Raw genomic sequence first — 16,194 nt, 5'->3', positions numbered from 1 at the left:
CCGCCCTGCCCGTCACACAGGCTTCGCGTGACACGGGCAGGATCATATGAACAGCAGTGCAGGAGTGAGCGGTTGAGTCTTTCCCCGGATCAGGCCATCGGTTTCGGCCCCTATCGGATCCACCCCGGACAGCGTCTGGTGCTCGAAGGCGAGCAGCCGTTGCGCCTGGGCCGGCGCGCCATGGATATTCTGCTGATCCTGCTGGCCCACGCCGGCGAAGTAGTCAGCAAGCAGCAATTGATCGCCGGCGTCTGGCCGGACAGCGTCGTCGAAGACATCAACCTGCGCGTGCACATGGCGGCGCTGCGCAAGGCGCTGGGCGATGGCCAGGCCGGGCAGCGCTACATCGTCACCGTGGCGCAACGCGGCTACAGTTTTGTCGCGCCGATCGTGTTACACGCGCTGGAGCATCCTCCGGCCGCCCACGCCGGGCGGCACAACCTGCCGCTGCGGCGCACGCGGATGATCGGCCGCCAGCCGCTGGTCGACAGCCTGATGACGCAACTGCCGCGCCAGCGCTGCATCACCCTGGTCGGCCCCGGCGGCATCGGCAAGACCACCGTCGCCCTGCGCGTCGCCGAACAACTGATCGGCCGCTACCGCGACGGCATCCGCCTGCTCGACCTGGCGCCGCTCAACGACTCGCGACTGATCTGCTCGCACCTGGCCAGCCTGCTCGACCTGTCCCTGCACGACGGCGAACCGCTGGCGTGCCTGGTCAACAGTCTGCGCGAGCGGCAAATGCTGCTGGTGATCGACAACTGCGAACACCTGATCGACGCCGTGGCGCTGCTCGGCGAAAGCATTCTGCGCGGCGCGCCGCAGGTGCACATCCTCGCCACCAGCCGCGAGAGCCTGCGTGCCGAAGGCGAGTTCGTGCAGCGCCTGGAATCCCTCGACTGCCCGCCGCCGATTGCCGTGCTCGACCGTGAACAGGCGATGGGCTTCTCGGCCTTGCAGCTGTTCGTCGAACGGGCGATGGCCGCGCAGGAAAACTTCGAATTGAGCGACGCCGGACTGCCGCTGGCCGTGGAGATCTGCCGGCGCCTCGACGGTATTCCGCTGGCCCTGGAACTGGCCGCTGCCCAGGTCGGTGGGCTGGGCCTGGAGGGTTTGCTCACGCAGTTGCAAGGTCGCTTGCCGGCGGGCAACCCAAGCAGCCTCGGCCGCCATGAAACCCTGCGCGCCACGCTGGACTGGAGCTTCAACCTGCTCAACAGCTGCGAACAGACCTGCCTGCGTCGCCTCGGCGTGTTTCGCGGCGGCTTCACCCTGGAGTCAGCCGCGGCCGTGATCGTCGGCCAGCACATCGAGCCCGGCGAAGTGTTCGCCTCGATGACCCAACTGGTGGCCAAGTCGCTGCTCAACGTCGAAGTCGGCGATGAAGAAGTGTTCTATCGCCTGCTCGACACCACCCGCCGTTATGCGCTGGAAAAACTCGACCACGCCGCCGAGCTCGACGCGACCCGGGAACGCCACGCCGAGCGATGCCTGGCGCTGATGCACCAGGCGCAGAGCGATTGGGAAACCACCGCCACCGGGCTGTGGATCGAGCGCTACAGCCGCGGCCTGGAAGACTTGCGCGCAGCGCTGGACTGGTCGCTGCACGGCGACGGCTCGCGGGATCTGGGCGTGCGTCTGGCCGCCACTTCCGCGCCGTTATGGCAAGAGTTGTCGCTGCTCAAGGAATACGGCGGCTACGTGCGTCAGGCGCTGGACCTGCTGCAGGCCTGCGCCGAGCCCTGCCCACGTCTGGCAATCGCCCTGAAACTGGCACTGGGCAGCGCCTGCTACCACACCTGGGGCGGCACCCCGGAAACCATCGAAGCCTTCACCAGCGCCCGGTTGCTGGCGCAACAGCATGACGATATGGCCGGGCAACTGCGGGCGGTGTCCGGACACATGGCGGTCAATCTCAGCCGCGGCGATTACCGCATGGCGCTGGAGCAGAGCGAGCAGTTCGATCGCCTCGGCCTGCACGGCGACCCGCAGTTGTCACTGAGCACCCATCGTCTGCGCGTCCTGGCGCTGCACTACGCCGGCGATCAGCAGCAGGCGCGAGTCCATGCCGAGCAGGTGATCCAGCGCATGGCCCACAGCGGCCACCTCAACCGGTTCACCCACGGTTTCGGCGTGCAGTACGATCAGAGTGTCGCTGCACTGACGGTTCTCGCCCGGGTGCTGTGGCTGCAAGGCCTGCCCGAGCAAGCGTGGCGCACCGCGCGGCAGGCACTGGACATCGCGGTGCAGATCAACCACGGCACGTCGATCTGCTACACCCTGGCGCTGGCCAGTTGCCTGATCGCCCATTACAACGGCGACCACGCCAACGCCCGCGCGCTGCTGCGACTGTTGCTGGAACAGGCGCAAAAACATTCGGTGCTGCTGTTCTATACCTGGGGCCGGCACTATGCGCAGGTCATCGATGCCGGGGCCGCGACGTCGGTGCCCTCGGACAACAGCGGGCTGGTCAGGGAAATCATGGTGACGCTCGACAGCGCTTACATCGACGCCGATCTGCTCGAGCGGGCGAACAGCGGCGCGGCAGGCTGGAGTACCGCGGAAATCCTGCGCGCGCGGGCCGAAGGTTTGTTGAGGGTTGACGGCGGCAGTGCCGAGGCCGAGTGCGTCTTGCAGCAGGCCCTGGACATCGCCCGCCGCCAGGGCGCGCTCGCCTGGGAGCTGCGCAGCGCCACGTCACTGGCGCAACTGTGGCAACGCCAGTCGCGCTACCGCGAAGCGCTGCAACTACTGTCGCCGATCTACCAGCGCTTCAGCGAAGGCTATGCCACTCCGGATCTGCGCAAGGTGCAGACGCTGCTCGACGAGTTACACCGCCAATTGCAGGCCTGAGGTGCGCTGGGCGCGGCCGATGTAACGCGCATGGCGGCGTTCGAAGTCGCTCAGTTCGCCACTCTGCTCCAATTGCTCGCGGGCATAGCGCCGCGTGGTGTTGAGCATGCGGTAACGCACCCGCGAACCGCCCCGCTCCACCATCAGCAACGATTTGTGCGCCAGCCGTTCGATGACTGCCACCAAGGTCGATGCCGGCAACTGCGCGCAACTGATCACGCCAATCGCCGCGTCCAGAGTGAACGCCATCTTGAACACCGACAGCCGTTGCAGCACTTGCTGCTCGCTGTCGCTCAGTCGTTGGTAACTCCAGTCCAGCGCGGCTTTCATCGACTGGTGCCGGGAAACCGCCGTGCGGCGCCCGTGACTCAGCAGTTGCAGGCAGTTATCCAGTTGCGCCTGCACCCCGACGATTGCCAGCGCATCGATTTGCGCGGCGGCCAGTTCGATCGCCAGGGGCAGGCCGTCCAATCGTCGGCAGATATCGCGTAGCGCTTTGAGATCCTGCTGGCGCAGGCTGAAACCGTGCTGCCGGGCACGGGCGCGGCTGACGAACAGCTGCACCGCCGAATAGCCCATGGCTTCCTCGACGCTGTTCAACGCCGCGGCTCCGGGAGTCGTCAGGGGCGGCAATGGCTGCACGGTTTCCAGGCTGACCTGCAACGCTTCGCGGCTGGTGGCGAGGATCGACAGGCGCGGCGCGGCCTGGAACAGCTGTTCGAGCAGCGACCGGCAGGCCTCGCCCAGGTGTTCGCAGTTGTCGAGCACCAGCAAGGCATGGCGAGTGCGCAATCCGGGCAGATCGCTGTCGAGGGTGTGCAGCACCTGCGCCAGCAATGCGGTATCGGCGTCGAGCAGCGACAGATCGAGCAGCCACACGCCATCGGTGAAATGCTGCAGCAGCAGTTCGGCGGCGCGCAGGGCCACGGTGGACTTGCCGACACCGGCCGGGCCGGTGATCGTCATCAGCCGGCTCAGCGGCAATTGCCGCACCAGGCCACCGACCAGCGAATCACGACCGGTCACCGGCGTCAGCCGCGCCGGCAGGTTGTGCTGTGGCGCCTGCAGGCTCTCGAACACCACTTGCGCCGCGCTGTCGCAGTGCACCGGGGCGACGAAGCTGTAGCCGCGCTGCGGCACGTTGACGATGTAGCGCTGGCCGTTCTCGCCATCGCCCAGGGCACGCCGCAGTGCAGCGATATGCACGCGCAGGTTGATTTCTTCGACCACCGACGTCGGCCATACCAGCGCGATCAATTGCTCCTTGCTGACCACTCGACCGGCACGTTCGACCAGCACCTGGAGAATGTCCAGCGCGCGGCCGCCCATACGCAGTTGGCGATCCCCGTCGAGGATCAGCCGCTGGCGCAAATGGAACGCGTACGGGCCGAAACGCAGGACCGACGCTGCATGCGAATTGTTGAGGCTGTTCATGACCGTTATCTTGGCAGCCCTCGATGACGGTACAAGCCTCACACGGGGTGCAGCACGGACATCGGGGTGCCCATGACGGACAGAAGCGCTCTAGCTGAACTGTTCGCGGTACTGCGCCGGGGTCAGCCCGAGTTTTTCGCCGAACAGAAAGCGCATGTGCCGCACGCTGCCGAAGCCGCTTTTATAGGCCACGGTTTTCAACGGCAGGTCAGTGGTTTCCAGCAGGTTGCGTGCGCGGTCGATACGGGCGTTCTGCAGAAACTCCATGGGCGTCATGTTGACCTCGCGGGCGAACAACCGCGCAAAGTGCCGCGCACTCATGTTCGCCAGACCGGCCATGCGCTCGACGCTGAAGGCTTCGTCGAGGTGCTCCAGCACGTGGTTCTGCACGCGAGTGATGGCGGTTTCCTGCGTCGACACCGCCGCCATCAGCGGGCTGAACTGCGCCTGCCCACCCTGGCGCTTCATCACCACCAGCAACACTTTGGCCACATCCTGGGCGAGTTTCTTGCCGTAGTCGCGCGCCACCACGGCAAGCGCCAGGTCTATACCGGCGGTGACGCCGCCGGAAGTGATCAGATTGCGATCTTCGACATAGATCTGATCGGTCGCGACCTGCGCCTTGGGAAAGCCCTTGATCAGGCGTTCTGTGTAGTTCCAGTGGGTGGTCACGCGAAAGCCGTCGAGTAACCCGGCGTGCCCGAGCACGAACGCACCGGTGCAGATCGAGCCATAGCGCTCGGCGCGCTCGACCGCCCCCGGCAGCCAGGCGAGCAACGACGGGTGTCTTTCGTTATAGGCCCCGGGGCCTCCTGGCACCAGCAACAGGTCAAAACGCTCCGCGACATCCTCGATGTGGCGGTCGGTCTGCACCACCACGCCGTTGGACGCGCGCAAGGGGCCACGCTCGGTGCCGAGGGTCGACAACTGATAGTGATCCTGTGGTTTCAGGTAGCGGTTGGCCACCGAAAACACTTCGAGCGGCCCCGCCATGTCGAGCAGGAGGAACTCGGGAAACAACACCATAGCCACGGTTTTCATGGGGAGACATCACTGAGATCGATGAACGTTTATTCGTGGCCGCATTATGGCCGGGGAAAACGTCTGGTGCGAAACAGAATGCGTGAACCACCACACACAACTGTCAACTTAAAAGAGACAGTATTTCAATTTCCATCTACTTATTGCACCGCAGGGTAACCAGTAACCTTCTCCTCACTCGGACGAATTCACGTCCTGAAAGGAGATTTCATCATGCTGACCCTTCGCAAAGCCTCCGATCGTGGCCTCGCCAATCATGGCTGGTTGAAGTCGTTCCACACCTTTTCCTTTGCCAGCTATCGCGACCCGCGGGAGCAGGGTTTTTCCGACCTGCTGGTGATCAACGATGACCGCGTCGCCGCCGGCAAAGGCTTCGGCCAGCACCCGCATCGGGACATGGAGATTTTCTCTTACGTGCTCGAAGGTGCGCTGGAGCATAAAGACACCCTGGGTACCGGCTCGGTGATCCGTCCCGGCGACGTGCAACTGATGAGTGCCGGCAGCGGCGTGGCTCACAGCGAGTTCAATCACTCGTCGAGCAAACCGGTGCACTTCCTGCAGATCTGGATCGTGCCGGACGTCAGTGGCGCCAAGCCGCGCTACCAGCAGGAGCACTTCAGTGCGCAGGCCAAACGCGGTCGCCTGCAACTGATCATTTCCCCGGACGGCAGTGACGGTTCGCTGACCGTCCGCCAGGATGCCCGCGTCTATGCCGGGTTGTTCGACGGCAAGGAAAGCGCCACGCTGACGCTTGCCACCGACCGTTATGCCTACGTGCACGTGGCTCGCGGCAGCGTCGAACTCAACGGCGTGCAATTGCAGGAAGGTGACGGCGTACGGGTTCGCGAGGAACAGGCCCTGACCTTGAGCAACGGCGTCGACGCCGAGGTGCTGGTGTTCGACCTGCGGCCGCAGGAGCTGCCGCAAATGCCGTGAGGCACGGTGTTTATCGCCCACAAAAAACGGCCTTCATTGAAGGCCGTTTTTCATTCTGGCGCTGGAGCAGAAGCCGCCACTGGCGGGCTATTCGTTTTGCAGAGCGAATGCTTCAACAATTTGCTCGATCACGGCCCTGACGCGTGCCGTGTGGCGCAGATCCGCATGGGTCACCAGCCAGACTTCATATGGCAGCGGTCGCGTGCGCTCTGGCCAGAGCCTGACCAGACCGTCGCGCTCGCCCATGTACACCGGGATTTCGCCGACACCGAGGCCGGCGGCAATCGAGCGCCGCACCAGCAGGCTGGAACTCAGGCTGGCGACGATGCGCCCGCGATTCAGCGGCTCGCAGACCAGCGTCAGGTCTTTGTTGCTCTGCAAGTACGGCTGGTAGACCACCAGGTCGTGCCCTTCGAACGCGCTCCCCGGCGCCGGCACACCGTGGCTGTCGACATACGCCTGCGCGGCGAACAGGCCGACCGGCCAACGTGCGATACGCCGGGCGATCAGGTCGGGATTGTCCGGACGGGCATTGCGCACGGCGATGTCGGCCTCGCGCTTGGCCAGACTGAGGATTTGCGTGGAGGCGTCCAGTTGCACCCTGACGTCCGGGTGCCGCTCGTGCAGCCGCGCCATCGCCGGGATCAAGAAGTCGATGGCCAGCGAATCGGTGGTGCTGACCCGCACATTGCCGGTCAGGCGATCATCCAGGCCTTGAATCTGCCGTTGCAGTTCCAGCGCCGAGTGCTCCATTTTTTCCACCGCCTTCAGCGCCGCCTCACCCACCGCCGTCAGCGCATAGCCCTCGGAGGTGCGCAGGAACAGCGTGGCACTCAGCGACTTTTCCAACGCCGTGAGGCGCCGCCCGACCGTGGCCTGATCCACCCCCAGCACTCGCGCGGCGCCGCGCAGCGTCGACTCACGGCAGACAGCCAGAAAGACCCGCGCATCATCCCAGTTCATGGTGCCTCCATTGATGCAAATTCGCAGCGCTGACGAGTGAAATCGCTGCACAAGTGCAGCAACGATAGCCGATATGCTGGACGCCATAAACCTTCCTCAGGAATCGCCGCTATGCGTTCTTCGTCTCCCCCGCTCGACGCCAGGAGCCCCGGCATCTGGATGCCGATCTTCGCCGGGCTGTGTGCCAGCCTGGTCAGCATCGGCCTGGCGCGTTTTGCCTATACGCCGTTGATCCCGGCATTGATTCAAGCGCAATGGTTTTCCACCCATGACGTGGTCTACCTCGGCGCCGCCAATCTGGTCGGCTACCTGATCGGTGCCCTGCTCGGCCGGCCGCTGGCGCGGCGGCTGAGCAACAAAAATGCGCTGCGCCTGATGATGCTGGCGGTCACCGTGGCGTTTTTCGCCTGCGCCTTCCCGGTGTCGGTGAGCTGGTACTTCGGCTGGCGACTGCTGTCGGGGATCGCCGGCGGCGCCATCATGGTGCTGGTCGCCGCAACCGTGCTGCCGCATGTGCCAGTCGCACGCCGAGGCCTGGCCAGTGGTGCGATTTTCCTTGGCATCGGCCTGGGCATCGCCGGCTCGGGCACGATTGTGCCGCCGCTGCTGAGCCTGGGATTGCAGGCCACCTGGCTTGGCCTGGGAGCGTTGTCCTTGTTGTTGACCGGGTTGAGCTGGTTCGGCTGGCCGGCGGATCTGGCGCATGTGGCGGCCAACGGCACGGATTCGGCGCCTGCCGAACCTACGCCGCCCGGCGTCTACCTGCTGTTTGCGCAGTACGCGTTCATGGCTGCAGGGCTGGTGCCGGCCATGGTGTTCCTGGTGGATTACGTGGCCCGCGGGCTCGGTGCCGGGGCGCATGTCGGGGCACTGATCTGGATCATGTATGGCCTGGGGGCGATTGTCGGCCCGGTGAGCTATGGTTTTCTTGCCGATCATCTCGGTGCCCGCAAGGGCATACGCCTGGTGCTGGTGGTGCAAGCCATTACCCTCGGCTTGCTGGCACTGTCCCATTCATTCATCGCGCTGGCGCTGCTGGCGCTGATCCTCGGCTCCTTCCCGCCGGGCATCGTGCCCCTGGCATTGGCCCGAGTGCACGAACTGGTGCCACAACACCATCGCCAGCAGGTGGCCTGGAGCCGCGCCACCGTGTCGTTCGCCTCGTTTCAGGCACTGGCCGGCTTCGCTTATTCGGCGCTGTTCAATGCCAGTGGCGGACAACACGCCGTGCTGTTCCTGATTGCCGGCGGCGCGATTGTCGTGGCGCTGCTGCTGGAGCCGGCCATGCGCCTGCTGCCCTCTGCTCGCGAGCGGCGCTGCTGCGCGAATTGAGGGGAATCATTGCGCCTCGCCCGCGCTCCCATCTACAGACCTTTTGCCTAACAGGAGTCGACATGAATCTGCCCACTGAAATGACCCGTATCGAAATCACTGAACCCGGTGGCCCGGAGGTCCTGCAGCCCAAGCGCGTAGCGCTGCCAGTGGCGGCCGAAGGCGAAGTGCTGGTGCGCGTGCACGCCGCCGGGATCAATCGCCCGGACGCTCTGCAACGTGCCGGCAAGTACCCGATGAAACCCGGGATGAACCCGATACCGGGCCTGGAAATCGCAGGCGAAGTGGTCGCCGTTGGCGCCGGTGTCAGCACGTTTGCCGTCGGCGATCGGGTGTGTGCGCTGACCAATGGTGGCGGTTATGCCGGGTATTGCGCAGTGCCGGCCGGCCAGACCCTGCCAATCCCCGAAGGGCTGGACTGGATTCAGGCGGCAGCGATCCCGGAAACCTTCTTCACGGTCTGGGCCAATCTGTTCGGCCTGGGTGGCGCCCAGCGTGGCCAGCGGGTGCTGATCCACGGCGGTACCAGCGGCATCGGCACCACCGCGTTGATGTTGTGCCGCGAATTCGGCATCGAAGCCTTCGCCACCGCCGGCAGCGCCGACAAATGCGCGGCGATCGAAAAGCTCGGTGGCCAGCCGATCAACTATCGCGAGCAAGACTTTGCCTCCGTGATCGGCGAAAAAACTGCCGGCCAGGGTGTGAATGTGATTCTCGACATCATGGGTGGCTCGTACCTCAACGGCAACGTCAGTGCCCTGGCCATGGACGGTCGGCTGGTGATGCTCGGGTTTCTCGGCGGTGCGCGCGCCAACGACGTCGATCTGCTGGCGATCCTCGGCAAACGCGCGGTGGTGACCGGCTCGCTGCTGCGCGCACGCACCGGCCCGGAGAAAGCCGCCATCGCCGCGCAACTGCGTGAGCAGGTCTGGCCAGCGCTGGCCGGCGGTCGCTGCCTGCCGCTCATCGACAAGGTTTACCCGCTGGCCGAGGCAGCCAAGGCCCACGCCCATATGGAAGCCGGTGACCATATCGGCAAGATCGTGCTGACCATCGCTTGAGGCGTTGCAGCATTTTGTAATCGTTGCCGGCTGGCGATGGTCGAATTTGTCCCTCGTGAGCCGGCGCATCTGGTAAAAAGCGTTCTTTGTCCGCGCATGGGTGAAACGTTTAATGTTCCTCGCTTTGATGACCCGTCTTCGGCGCCGCCGCCTGGCGTTTGCCTGCATGGCCGCGCTGATCATCGGTCTGCCGGCCAGTTGCGCGGTGCTGGAACATACCGAGCGCAAATTGCTGTTTCGCATCGAACCGGGCACGGCGGGCTGGTATCACGGCCTGCCCGACAGCGTGCAGGAGCTTGAGCTGCAACCCAAGAGCTTCAAGGCCGGGCAGAACATCCACGCCTGGTGGTGGCCGGCGGAGCGCGCCAACGCGCCGGCGATCCTTTACCTGCACGGTGTGCGCTGGAACCTCACCGGGCAGCTGTTTCGCATCGAGCAACTGCGCGCTGCCGGTTATTCGGTATTGGCCATCGACTATCGTGGCTTCGGCCAGAGCCACGGCGACCTGCCTTCGGAGCGTACGGTGTACGAGGATGCGCGGGTGGCCTGGGAACGCTTCAAGCAGCTGCAACCCGACCCGGCCAAGCGCCTGATCTACGGCCACTCTCTCGGGGGTGCGGTCGCCATCGATCTGGCTGCCGAACTCGGGCAGAACGCGGTGAACCATCACACGCCGCTGCCGGTTCGTGGCTTGGTGATCGAGTCAACGTTCACGTCACTGGCGGACGTTGCCGCCGCCGTCGCCAACACGTCATTGCCGGTGCAATGGCTGTTGTCGCAGAAATTCGATTCCATCGACAAGATCGCCGACATTCACATGCCGCTGCTGGTGGTGCATGGTCTGGCCGACGCATTTGTCCCGCCACGTTTCAGCGAGCAGCTGTTTGCCGCCGCGCAACAACCGAAACGCCTGTTGCTGGTCCCCGGCGGCACGCACAACAACAGCATGGCGCTCGGCGGGCAAAACTATCGCAAGGCGATCGACGCGCTGATGCAAAGCAAACCTGCCGCTCGGGTCGCGGGTTCTGCGGCATCGCACAGCGCGCGCGAATCCTGAGGCAACGCGTTCACCTACCTGACCACCGGTCATCCCGAGCAAATTATTTGCAGTCTCGGCTGGCAATCCCGTGCTCCAACGCTTTGCTGATGGAGTCAATCCATGACGGCGCTTCGGCACACCCGGCCGCGCGACGTCTCACTGCCTAGTCGGGAGCCACATCATGAAAATCAACCCGTACCTGATCTTCAACGGCGAGTGCCGCGCCGCCTTCACTTTTTATCAGCAATGCCTGCAAGGCAAACTTGAGGCAATGATGACCTTCGGCGAGTCCCCCGCCGCCGAACACGTACCGAAAGAACACCATCACCTGATCATGCACACGTGCCTGAAGGTGGGCGATCAGATGCTCATGGCCTCCGACACCACGCCCGACCGGCCAACCCAAGGCATGAGCGGCTGCTCGATTTCCCTCAACGTCGACAGCATTGCCGAGGCCGAACGCGTGTTCAACGCCCTGGCCACAGACGGGCGCATCGACATGCCGCTGGAAGCGACCTTCTGGGCCGCGCGCTTTGGCATGCTGGTGGATCGGTTCGGCGTGGCGTGGATGGTCAATTGCGAAAGCGACAAGTAACGCCTTTTTGCCGAGCGCAATGAAAAAGCCCAACCTTGCTCAGGTTGGGCTTTTGGCGTTCAACGTTGCGCCAACTCGTGACGCACACATTGTTCGTAATAGGTCTGCTTGACCGCCGCGGGTTTAAGCCGTGAAGCGCTGTTGTAAGTCTGTTCGGTGATGCCCATGGCCGTCATGCGCATCCACGGTTGCTGGAACTTGCGCGCCTGCAGACGCTTGCGCGCGCCGTACAGGGAAATCCCCGAGAGCTTCGACTGCTGCGCTCCCGCCGCGATATCAGCCCCCCACGTACAGGCAAAACGATGACGCTGGGTCAGTTCGCGAGCCTGGGCATCCAACGCAAAAACAGCCAGGGACAGGGTTGCTACGGTTATGACAATCGTCCGCATATAGCCAGCCTAACCTTTTGAAAAAAGGCGAGTTTGCCGAGGTTGGGCAGACTTGGGGGCCAGCAGTTTGCCGCCTTGTTGGCATTTCGCAGGCGAGCGGCATGACGGCTGTTCGTTGGGAGGTTGGCTCGGATCAAGGGCATGACCTAACCGTGCAAAAGTAACAGGCATGAAAAAGGCCAATGCGTTGAACATTGGCCTAAGTCATTGAATTATATGGTCGGGACGGAGTGATTCGAACACTCGACCCCTAGCACCCCATGCTAGTGCGCTACCGGACTGCGCTACGCCCCGACTGGTTTGAAACCGGTTCTTCATCTCGAAGAACGCTCAAGAATATATCGCAAGCGTTTGAAAACTGGAAGTATTCAAACGCAGCTTTTTATTTCTTGAGTACCACCAGCACATCCTCCAGTTCAGCAATCATCTGGCGGATCATCTGTTTGTATTGGGTGGTGTCGTCTTTGGCTTCATCACCGGACAGGCGCAGACGCGCACCGCCGATGGTGAATCCTTGATCGTAAAGGAGCGCGCGGATCTGCCGGATCATCAGCACATCCTGGCGCTGATAATACCGGCGGTTTCCGCGGCGTTTGACGGGGTTGAGCTGAGGAAACTCCTGCTCCCAGTAGCGCAGCACGTGTGGCTTTACCGCACACAGCTCGCTGACTTCACCGATGGTGAAGTAGCGTTTGCCCGGGATGACGGGTAGTTCGTCGTTATGACTTGGTTCCAGCATAAGCCTCAACTCGGGCTTTCAACTTCTGCCCTGGACGAAAGGTGACCACACGGCGAGCCGTGATCGGGATTTCTTCCCCCGTTTTCGGGTTGCGGCCAGGCCGCTGGCGTTTGTCCCGAAGGTCGAAATTGCCGAAACCGGACAACTTGACCTGCTCGTTGTCTTCAAGAGCGTGCCTGATTTCCTCGAAAAACAGTTCAACCAATTCCTTGGCTTCCCGCTTGTTCAGGCCCAGCTCTTCATACAGACGTTCCGCCATCTCAGCTTTCGTCAAAGCCCCCATACGTCACTTCCTTAACGTGGCGTTCAACCTTTGTTCGAGCGAGGTGAGGATATTTTGCGTCGTCGAATTCACCTCATCGTCATTAAGAGTGCGCGATGGATGCTGCCAGGTCAAGCCAACTGCGAGGCTTTTTCTATCAGGATCAATACCTTTACCCTGATACACGTCAAACAGCCTGAGATCCGTGAGCCATTCGCCTGCATTTTCACGAATTACGTCCAACACAGCCGAGGCGGCGACCTCTTTATGCGCAATCAGGGCAAGGTCACGACGCACTTCAGGAAAGCGCGACAACTCGCGGAATTCAGGCATTTTACCCAACGCGACTTCGGCCAGAACCAGCTCGAACACGAAGACCGGACGGTCGAGGCCCAAGGCTTTCGACAGCTCAGGGTGGATCGCGCCGATGAAGCCGACTTCACGCCCTTCTCGCTCGATGCGCGCGGTTTGCCCCGGGTGCAGCGCCGGGTGCTTGCCCGGTGCGAAAGTGAACTGATCCAGCGCACCAGCAAAGCCCAGCACCGCTTCCACATCAGCCTTGACGTCGAAGAAGTCGACGGTATCGCGACCTTGTGCCCAGCCTTCGGGCAGACGGCTACCGCATACCACACCAGCGAGCATCGGCTCCTGCTTCAAGCCCTCCAGCTGGCCGATAAAACGCAGACCGCTTTCGAACAAGCGAACGCGATCCTGCTGACGGTTCAGGTTGTGCTGCAGCGCCTTGACCAGGCCTGGCCACAGCGACGAGCGCATGGCCGCCATATCGTTGGAGATCGGGTTGGCCAGCAGCAACGGTTCGACGCCCGGATTGAACAGTTCGAACTGCTTCGGATCGATGAAGCTGTAAGTGATCGCTTCCTGGTAACCACGGGCCACCAGCAGACGCCGCAGTTCCGGCAGATCGCTGCGCGCCTCAGCCTTGGCCTGCGGGGCCAGGCGGGCTTGCGGGTAGCGGACCGGCAGACGGTTGTAGCCGTACAGACGGGCCAGCTCTTCGATCAGGTCGACTTCCAGGCTGATATCGAAGCGATGGCTTGGCACTTCAACACGCCATTGCCCTGCGCCATCGGCGGAAATGTTCAGACCCAGGGCGCCGAGCAGACGCTCGACTTCGGCCGCGTCCATTTCCATGCCCAGCATCTGGGTGATGCGTTGCGCACGCAGGGTGATCGGCGCGATCGACGGCAGATGCTGCTCGCTGACCGTTTCGATGATCGGACCCGCTTCACCACCGGTGATTTCCAGCAGCAGGCCAGTGGCGCGCTCCATGGCTTCACGGGCCAGTTGCCAGTCCACGCCACGCTCGTAACGGTGCGAAGCGTCGGTGTGCAGGCCATAGGAGCGAGCCTTGCCTGCCACAGCGATCTGATCGAAGAACGCGCTTTCCAGGAACACGTCGCGCGTGGTCGCGGATACACCGCTGTGCTCGCCACCCATTACCCCGGCAATGGCCAGAGCGCGGGTGTGGTCGGCAATGACCAGCGTATCGCTACGCAGGCTGACTTCCTGACCGTCGAGCAAGACCAGCTTCTCGCCCTCTTCCGCCATGCGCACACGGATGCCGCCATTGATTTCGGCGAGATCGAAGGCGTGCAACGGCTGACCCAGTTCGAGCATCACGTAGTTGGTGATGTCGACGGCGGCATCGATGCTGCGCACGTCGGCGCGACGCAGACGCTCGACCATCCACAACGGCGTAGGCCTGGACAGGTCGACATTGCGGATCACCCGACCGAGGTAGCGCGGGCACGCGGCGGCGGCCACGACTTCAACCGAACGCACTTCGTCGTGAACGGCCGGAACTGCAGCCACGACCGGACGTGTAACCGGAGTGTCGTACAGCGCGCCGACTTCACGCGCCAGACCGGCCAGCGACAGGCAGTCGCCACGGTTCGGCGTCAGGTCGACTTCGATGCTGACGTCGTCCAGCTGCAGATAAGCGCGGAAATCCTTGCCCACCGGCGCGTCGGCCGGCAGCTCCATCAAACCGTCGTTGCCTTCACCGACCTGCAGTTCGGCCTGCGAGCACAGCATGCCGTTGGACTCGACGCCGCGCAGCTTGGCCTTCTTGATTTTGAAGTCGCCCGGCAGCTCGGCGCCGATCATGGCGAACGGGATCTTCAGGCCCGGACGCACGTTAGGCGCTCCGCACACGACCTGGAAGGTTTCCGCACCATTGCTGACCTGGCACACACGCAGCTTGTCGGCGTCTGGATGCTGCTCGGTGCTCAGCACCTCGCCCACCACCACGCCGCTGAATACACCGGCGGCCGGCGTGACGCTATCGACCTCAAGACCGGCCATCGACAGACGAGCAACCAGCTCATCGCGATCTACCTGCGGGCTAACCCAGCCACGCAGCCATTGTTCACTGAATTTCATCCTGCTCTCCTAAGAATTCGTTACGACTAGCGAAATTGCGCGAGGAACCGCAAGTCGTTGTCGAAGAACAGACGCAAGTCGTTCACGCCGTAACGCAGCATGGCCAGACGCTCAACGCCCATGCCGAAGGCAAAGCCCGAGAACTCTTCCGGATCGATCCCGGACATACGCAACACGTTCGGGTGAACCATGCCGCAGCCCATCACTTCCAGCCAGCCGGTCTGCTTGCAGACGCGGCAGCCTTTACCGCTGCACATCACGCATTCCATGTCGACTTCAGCAGAAGGCTCGGTGAACGGGAAATACGAAGGACGGAAACGCACGGCCAGTTCTTTTTCGAAGAACACCCGCAGGAATTCTTCGATGGTGCCTTTGAGGTCGGCGAAATTGATGTCGCGATCGACCAGCAGGCCTTCGACCTGGTGGAACATCGGCGAGTGGGTGATATCGGAGTCGCTGCGATACACACGGCCTGGGCAGACGATGCGGATCGGTGGCTGCTTGGACTCCATGGTGCGAACCTGTACCGGCGAGGTATGGGTGCGCAGCAGCATGTTCGCATTGAAATAGAAGGTGTCGTGCATCGACCGGGCCGGGTGGTGGCCTGGGATGTTGAGCGCCTCGAAGTTGTGATAGTCGTCTTCGACCTCCGGACCTTCGGCGATGCCGTAGCCGATGCGGGTGAAGAACTGTTCGACACGCTCCAGAGTGCGGGTGACCGGATGCAGGCCGCCAGACACCTGGCCACGGCCAGGCAGGGTCACATCAATGGATTCGGCAGACAGTTTGGCAGCCAGTTCGGCTTCTTCAAACAGAGCCATGCGCGCATTGAGAACGCCTGTTACACGTTCCTTGGCAACGTTGATCAGGGCGCCGACTTGCGGACGCTCTTCTGCCGGCAAATTCCCCAGGGTCTTCATCACCTGAGTCAACTCACCCTTCTTGCCAAGGTATTGAACCCGGATTTGCTCCAGGGCATTGATGTCTTCAGCGCTTTGCACAGCCTCTAGAGCTTGAGAGACCAGCGCATCCAGGTTTTCCATGTACAGACTCCAGATACAAAATAGGGGAAGAGCTTGAAGGCTCTTCCCCTATTTATGACGTTTAACACCTGGCCCCACAGAGGTGAGGCCGGGTGACTGTCGGG

14 protein-coding genes and 1 tRNA gene are annotated in these 16,194 nt (G+C 62.9%); 6 read left to right on the top strand and 9 right to left on the bottom strand.

Annotation, left to right across the window (positions count from 1 at the left end; genetic code table 11):
• The first annotated feature begins 72 nt into the window (after positions 1 to 72).
• Positions 73 to 2,853 carry an ATP-binding protein gene (locus QRN70_RS22140; RefSeq protein WP_285420022.1) on the top strand — a complete coding sequence of 927 codons (2,781 nt, stop codon included), beginning with the start codon at positions 73 to 75 and terminating at the stop codon, positions 2,851 to 2,853.
• On the opposite strand, the gene QRN70_RS22135 is transcribed toward QRN70_RS22140, so the two are convergent.
• Positions 2,830 to 4,287, bottom strand: a complete 1,458-nt coding sequence (locus QRN70_RS22135) for an ATP-binding protein (protein ID WP_285420021.1) — start codon at positions 4,285 to 4,287, stop codon at positions 2,830 to 2,832. The two genes, QRN70_RS22140 and QRN70_RS22135, sit on opposite strands and share 24 nt — an antisense overlap.
• 90 nt (positions 4,288 to 4,377) lie before the next feature.
• Positions 4,378 to 5,328, bottom strand: a complete 951-nt coding sequence (locus QRN70_RS22130) for a GlxA family transcriptional regulator (RefSeq protein WP_285420020.1) — start codon at positions 5,326 to 5,328, stop codon at positions 4,378 to 4,380.
• A gap of 213 nt (positions 5,329 to 5,541) precedes the next feature.
• On the opposite strand from QRN70_RS22130, the gene QRN70_RS22125 reads away from it, so the two are divergent.
• On the top strand, positions 5,542 to 6,264 hold the full coding sequence (locus QRN70_RS22125; protein ID WP_285420019.1) for a pirin family protein: 723 nt from the start codon (positions 5,542 to 5,544) through the stop codon (positions 6,262 to 6,264).
• An 87-nt stretch (positions 6,265 to 6,351) separates the two neighbouring features.
• Here the strand turns inward: QRN70_RS22125 and QRN70_RS22120 are convergent, their stop codons facing one another.
• Complete coding sequence (locus QRN70_RS22120) at positions 6,352 to 7,227, bottom strand: LysR family transcriptional regulator (RefSeq protein WP_285420018.1); 876 nt, start codon at positions 7,225 to 7,227, stop codon at positions 6,352 to 6,354.
• Between the two features lie 111 nt (positions 7,228 to 7,338).
• Between QRN70_RS22120 and QRN70_RS22115 the strand changes: the two genes are divergently transcribed.
• From QRN70_RS22115 to QRN70_RS22100, 4 genes are all read left to right on the top strand, one after another.
• Positions 7,339 to 8,559: a YbfB/YjiJ family MFS transporter gene (locus tag QRN70_RS22115; RefSeq protein WP_285420017.1), complete on the top strand. Its 1,221-nt coding sequence runs from the start codon at positions 7,339 to 7,341 to the stop codon at positions 8,557 to 8,559.
• A gap of 62 nt (positions 8,560 to 8,621) precedes the next feature.
• Positions 8,622 to 9,620 (top strand): NAD(P)H-quinone oxidoreductase, encoded by a 999-nt coding sequence (locus QRN70_RS22110; protein ID WP_285420016.1) that lies wholly within the window; start codon positions 8,622 to 8,624, stop codon positions 9,618 to 9,620.
• 112 nt (positions 9,621 to 9,732) lie between these two features.
• A complete protein-coding gene (locus QRN70_RS22105; protein WP_285420015.1) occupies positions 9,733 to 10,677 on the top strand; it encodes an alpha/beta hydrolase in 945 nt (314 codons plus the stop codon).
• Positions 10,678 to 10,840: 163 nt separating this feature from the next.
• On the top strand, positions 10,841 to 11,254 hold the full coding sequence (locus QRN70_RS22100) for a VOC family protein (RefSeq protein ID WP_285420014.1): 414 nt from the start codon (positions 10,841 to 10,843) through the stop codon (positions 11,252 to 11,254).
• A gap of 59 nt (positions 11,255 to 11,313) precedes the next feature.
• Here QRN70_RS22100 and QRN70_RS22095 read toward each other — a convergent pair whose 3' ends face one another.
• The 6 genes from QRN70_RS22095 to pheS form a co-directional block, all read right to left on the bottom strand.
• Complete coding sequence (locus tag QRN70_RS22095) at positions 11,314 to 11,643, bottom strand: hypothetical protein (protein WP_285420013.1); 330 nt, start codon at positions 11,641 to 11,643, stop codon at positions 11,314 to 11,316.
• Between the two features lie 217 nt (positions 11,644 to 11,860).
• Positions 11,861 to 11,937, bottom strand: a tRNA-Pro gene (locus QRN70_RS22090).
• 88 nt (positions 11,938 to 12,025) lie between these two features.
• Complete coding sequence (locus tag QRN70_RS22085) at positions 12,026 to 12,382, bottom strand: MerR family transcriptional regulator (RefSeq protein WP_003179985.1); 357 nt, start codon at positions 12,380 to 12,382, stop codon at positions 12,026 to 12,028.
• Positions 12,363 to 12,665, bottom strand: a complete 303-nt coding sequence (gene ihfA / locus QRN70_RS22080; protein WP_002553164.1) for an integration host factor subunit alpha — start codon at positions 12,663 to 12,665, stop codon at positions 12,363 to 12,365. The genes QRN70_RS22085 and ihfA overlap by 20 nt, the downstream gene beginning before the upstream one ends.
• Before the next feature lie 3 nt (positions 12,666 to 12,668).
• Positions 12,669 to 15,047 (bottom strand): phenylalanine--tRNA ligase subunit beta, encoded by a 2,379-nt coding sequence (gene pheT / locus QRN70_RS22075; protein ID WP_285420012.1) that lies wholly within the window; start codon positions 15,045 to 15,047, stop codon positions 12,669 to 12,671.
• Positions 15,048 to 15,073: 26 nt separating this feature from the next.
• On the bottom strand, positions 15,074 to 16,090 hold the full coding sequence (gene pheS / locus QRN70_RS22070) for a phenylalanine--tRNA ligase subunit alpha (protein WP_285420011.1): 1,017 nt from the start codon (positions 16,088 to 16,090) through the stop codon (positions 15,074 to 15,076).
• Between the last annotated feature and the right edge of the window lie 104 nt (positions 16,091 to 16,194).

The organism is Pseudomonas sp. efr-133-TYG-5 (genome assembly GCF_030209175.1).
Taxonomy (GTDB): domain Bacteria; phylum Pseudomonadota; class Gammaproteobacteria; order Pseudomonadales; family Pseudomonadaceae; genus Aquipseudomonas.
Note: the sequence above shows the minus strand (reverse complement) of the source record. Positions and strands in the feature narration are given on the sequence as shown.